The organism is Roseateles oligotrophus (assembly GCF_025717515.1).
Taxonomy (GTDB): Bacteria; Pseudomonadota; Gammaproteobacteria; order Burkholderiales; family Burkholderiaceae_C; genus Paucibacter_A; species Paucibacter_A oligotrophus.
This window is the reverse complement of sequence record NZ_JAJIRN010000038.1, coordinates 1-573: the sequence shown is the minus strand read 5'-3', so window position 1 is coordinate 573 and position 573 is coordinate 1. Positions and strand designations below refer to the sequence as shown.

The following is a 573-nucleotide window of genomic DNA, read 5'->3' as shown; positions in this document are numbered from 1 at the left end:
CGTCGTGCTCAAGGCCGTCAGCGCGGACGTCGACAGCGCGTTCACATCGGCCGTCTCCAGCGCCGCCATTTGCGCGGTGCTCAGACCCGTCACCTGGCCCGAGGTCAGCGCGGCGGCTTGCGCCGTCGTCAGCGCTTGCAGATTGGTCGTGTTGAGTGCGCCGAGCTGCGCGCTGGTGAAGGCGCGGATGCCGGCCGAGCCCAGCGAGATCACATCGTCGCTGACCAGGGTGGCGATCTGCGCGGTCGCAATCGAGGCGACCTGCGCCGAGCTCAGTGAAGGGATCTGGCTGCTGGTCAAAGCGTTCAAATCATCGCTACCCAGACCCGCCACTTGGGCGGTCGTCAGGTTGGCCACTTGGGTGCTGCTCAAAGCACCGATCTGGGTCGAATCCAGGGCGGCCAGTTGGCCCGTGCTCAAGGCCCGCAGGGCGCTCGTCGACAGCGCGTTCAGGTCGGCCGACTCCATCGCCGCCATCTGTGCCGTGTTCAGACCCGCCACTTGGGTCGCACTCAGCGCGCCGGCTTGCGCCGAGGTCAGGGCCTGGACATTGGCCGTGCTGAGGGCGCCCAT

At 67.7% G+C, this 573-nt stretch carries 1 pseudogene; it reads right to left on the bottom strand.

Going from position 1 to position 573, the window contains the following annotated elements:
• Nucleotides 1-573, bottom strand: a pseudogene (locus LNV07_RS25380) (heme utilization protein); the annotation flags it as partial.